Source organism: Avibacterium endocarditidis (assembly GCF_002921145.1).
Taxonomy (GTDB): domain Bacteria; phylum Pseudomonadota; class Gammaproteobacteria; order Enterobacterales; family Pasteurellaceae; genus Avibacterium; species Avibacterium endocarditidis.
In genome coordinates this window covers 1-4328 of sequence record NZ_PQVI01000059.1, presented here as the reverse complement: position 1 = coordinate 4328, position 4328 = coordinate 1, and the positions used below count along the sequence as shown (strand labels likewise).

The window sequence follows — 4328 nt, the reverse complement described above, 5'->3', positions numbered from 1 at the left end:
AAAAAATAATGAGAGTTTTACACGTTTGTTCAGAACTTTATCCCTTACTGAAAACAGGCGGATTAGCAGATGTAATGGGGGCATTACCTTTCGCACAACAGCAAATTGGCATTGACAGCCGTGTTGTATTACCAGCCTATCCTGCTATTGTAGCAGGTATTCCTCACACCGTTGTGGTGGCGGAATTTGATAATTTCGCAGGGCATATTGTGCTGCGTTATGGAGAATACAACGGGCTGGGCGTTTATTTGATTGACGCACCGCACTTGTATGCCAGAGAGGGCAACCCTTATCACGATCAATGGTACAACGATTATGCCGATAACTATAAACGCTTCGCCTTGCTCGGCTGGGTGGGAGCTGAGTTAGCGGTGGGCTTAGATGCGTGGTGGCAAGCGGAAGTGGTACACGCCCACGATTGGCACGCAGGCTTAGCCAGTGCCTACTTGGCGGCGAAAGGCCGCCCCGCAAAATCGGTGTTTACCATTCACAATCTCGCTTATCAAGGGGTATTTTCTTATCATCATTTATTTGAGTTAGGGCTACCTTGGGAAATGTTCAATATTAATGGCTTAGAGCTACACGGACAAATTTCCTATTTAAAATCAGGACTTTATTATTCAGATGTGGTAACCGCCGTTAGCCCAACCTACGCCCAAGAAATTACCACGCCAGAATTTGGTTACGGCTTGCAAGGCTTATTAAGTGCTTTACGCCACGAGGGGCGTTTAGTCGGCATTCTCAACGGCGTTGATGAATACATTTGGAATCCAAATAGTGATCCTTATATTGAAGATCATTACAAATTAAAAGCAATGACAGGCAAGCGGAAGAACAAAGAAAAATTGCAGGCTTATTTCAACTTACCACAAAATCCGGAGGCATTATTATTTGTGATGGTTACCCGCCTCACGGAACAAAAAGGCGTGGATTTATTGCTACAAAGTGCCGAAACTTTGGTACAACAAGGCGGTCAGCTTGTGGTGTTAGGCTCGGGAGCAGCCCATTTAGAAGAGGGGTTACGCCAACTTGCCGCCTATTATCCTGAAAATATCGCGGTGAAAATTGGCTATGATGAAGCCTTATCCCATCTCATTATCGCAGGGGGCGATGTGATTTTCGTGCCAAGTCGCTTTGAACCTTGTGGTTTAACCCAGCTTTATGGCTTGAAATACGGCACATTACCGCTCGTGCGTGCTACAGGCGGATTGGCAGATACGGTGGTGGACAGCCATTCAGAAAACATCAAAGCCCGCCGAGCCACGGGGTTCGTTTTTAATGATGCCAATGTAGAGGGGCTTTGTTGGGCGATCAATAACGCATTCGCCTTATGGCAAAAACAGCGTTTATGGCAAGGCGTAAGAGCGGTGGCAATGGAGCAAGATTTTAGCTGGCAAATTGCCGCGAAGCATTACCAAACCTTGTATCAACGCTTGTTGGGTGTGTGATTAAAACGCTCAACATAGGCGAGGCAAATAATACGGCAAGGTTCAACTTAGAAATGGATAATGCCGTATTATTTTGACCTCAACGGGCGTAAGGTTATCGAAACCAAAGTGCGGTCATAAAAACGCACATTTTTTAGTGAATTTTTGTTGTATTTTTATGCAAAAGGCGTAAAAATACGCCGATTTTAAATTGAAATAGATTAGGAGAGCCATCTATGACAATGGATAATACCGATTTTCCATTTTCTTATAACCAACCTGAGCAAACCACAGAATCGCTGAAAAAGGCGATTGTGTATAAATTGATTTTCTTAATTGGACGTTCCCCGCAAGAGGCAAGCCAGCGTGATTGGCTAAATGCCACCCTTTATGCCGTGCGTGATCTGGTTACCGAAGGCTGGATTTCCACCGCGAAAGAAGCCCGCAGTGAAGATACTCGTCGCGTTTATTATTTATCAATGGAATATTTAATAGGACGAACCTTGTCCAACGCATTAATCGCAGAGGGCGTTTACAGCCTTGCTAAAGACGCGTTGGCAGAGCTTGATGTGGATTTAGAAGAAATCATCGAAAAAGAGGTCGATCCCGGTTTAGGAAATGGGGGCTTGGGGCGTTTAGCTGCCTGCTTTATGGATTCTATCGCCACCCTTGCGATTCCCGCGATGGGCTATGGTATCCGCTACGAATATGGAATGTTCCAACAAGCCATTGAAGAGGGCAAACAAGTAGAAAAACCTGATGCGTGGTTGGAAAAAGGCGCACCTTGGGAATTTATGCGACCGTCCAAACGCTTTAATATTCAATTTGGTGGACACATTTATTTTGAAGGTAAAAAATGCGTTTGGGATTCAAGCGAAGAAATCACCGCACTTGCTTATGATCAAATGATCCCTGGCTATGACAACGACAGTGCAGCGACCTTACGTTTATGGAGTGCCCACGCGGGGGATTCTTTCAATTTGGCAGAATTTAACCGTGGGGATTATTTCCGTGCCATTGAAACCCGTGCCGCAAGCGAAAATGTTTCTCGTGTGTTATACCCTGATGATTCCACTTGGGCTGGGCGTGAATTGCGATTACGCCAAGAATATTTCTTAGTGTCAGCCTCATTGCAAGACATTATCAAACGCCACAAACGCACCCACGGCACAGTGAAAAATTTAGCCGATAAAGTTGCTATTCACCTCAATGACACTCACCCAGCCCTTGCCATTCCTGAATTAATGTATATTTTGGTGGATAAAGAAGGCTATGATTGGAAAACCGCGTGGGATATGTGCCGCCGTATTTTCTCCTACACTTGCCACACCTTGATGTCTGAGGCCTTGGAAACTTGGCCAGTGGAAATGATGGCGAAAAACCTCCCTCGCCATTTGCAAATTATCTTTGAAATCAATGATTATTTCTTAGAATATGTCCGCACTTATGTTACTACAGACGATGATTTCATTCGCCGTGTTTCTCTGATCGAAGAGGGCGATACGCGTAAAGTGCGTATGGGCTGGCTTTCTGTGGTGGGATCACACAAAGTTAATGGGGTTGCTGCCATTCATTCGGATTTAATGAAAACCTCTACCTTTGCCGACTTTGCCCACATTTACCCAGAACGCTTTACCAATGTAACCAATGGGATTACGCCACGCCGTTGGATTGCGGTGGCAAACCCAGATCTTTCCGCCTTATTTGACCGTTATATCGGCACAGAATGGCGACGTGATTTGAGCTTATTGACGGAACTCAAAGCCCATATCAATGACGCAGAAGTGCAACAAGCCATTCCCGCGATTAAACGTGCGAACAAACAGCGTTTAGCCGACTATGTGAAAAAAGAATTGGGGATTGAATTAAACCCTGATGCCTTATTTGATGTGCAAGTGAAGCGTATCCACGAATACAAACGCCAAATTCTCAACGTCTTGCATATCGTTGCACGTTATAATGAAATGCTAGAGAATCCAGAAAAAGACTGGACACCACGCGTATTCATTCTTGCAGGGAAAGCGGCATCAGCCTATTATGCGGCGAAACAAACCATTAATTTAATCAATGATGTGGCGAAAATCATCAATAACGATGAACGCTTGCAGGGTCGCTTAAAAGTGGTGTTTATCCCGAATTACAGCGTAAGCCTTGCGCAAATTATCATTCCAGCTGCCGATATTTCTGAGCAAATTTCCCTTGCAGGAACGGAAGCCTCAGGCACAAGTAATATGAAGTTCGCTCTTAATGGTGCATTAACCCTTGGCACATTAGACGGGGCAAACGTAGAAATCTTGGAAAACGTGGGCGAAAATAACATTTTCATTTTTGGTCATACCGTTGAGGAAGTGGAAGCGTTACGTCGTAACGGGTACCGCCCTTACGACATTTACCAAAGCAATGAACAGTTACGCCGTGTGATTGACCAAATCACGTCAGGCTTCTTCTCCCCGAATGACCCGCACCGTTATCAAGATTTCCTCAATGGCTTGTGTTATCACGATTATTATCAATCCTTTGCCGACTTCCAAAGCTATGTGGAAGCACAAAAACGGGTTGATGAAAAATACCGTGATCAAAAGGCTTGGACAAACAGTGCGTTACAAAATATAGTCAATATGAGCTTCTTCTCATCAGACAGAACCATTGAAGAATATGCGAAAAAAATCTGGAAAATCCAACCGCTCAAATTAAACTAAGTTTTTGAGCAAACACCTTAACAAAAGTGGGCAAATCGCAAATGCCCACTTTTTTATTATCCTTATCAGTGTAAAATAAGCGAGCATAACGCATTATAGGCAGTATGATTAATGCAGCTTAATCAAGCGATTATCCGCTCTCAAACTGATCTCAAAAGGACATTCTTATGCAAAACATCTTATTTATTGTGCATTCTCCCCC

General features: G+C 44.2%; 2 protein-coding genes. Both read left to right on the top strand.

Annotated features, from left to right (window positions below; all coding sequences use genetic code 11):
- The first annotated feature begins 8 nt into the window (after window positions 1–8).
- Entirely contained in the window at window positions 9–1448 is a 1440-nt protein-coding gene (glgA, locus tag C3Z13_RS04560; RefSeq protein WP_103855138.1) for a glycogen synthase GlgA, read from the top strand.
- Window positions 1449–1663: 215 nt separating this feature from the next.
- Entirely contained in the window at window positions 1664–4126 is a 2463-nt protein-coding gene (locus tag C3Z13_RS04555) for a glycogen/starch/alpha-glucan phosphorylase (RefSeq protein ID WP_103855137.1), read from the top strand.
- Window positions 4127–4328: the final 202 nt, after the last annotated feature.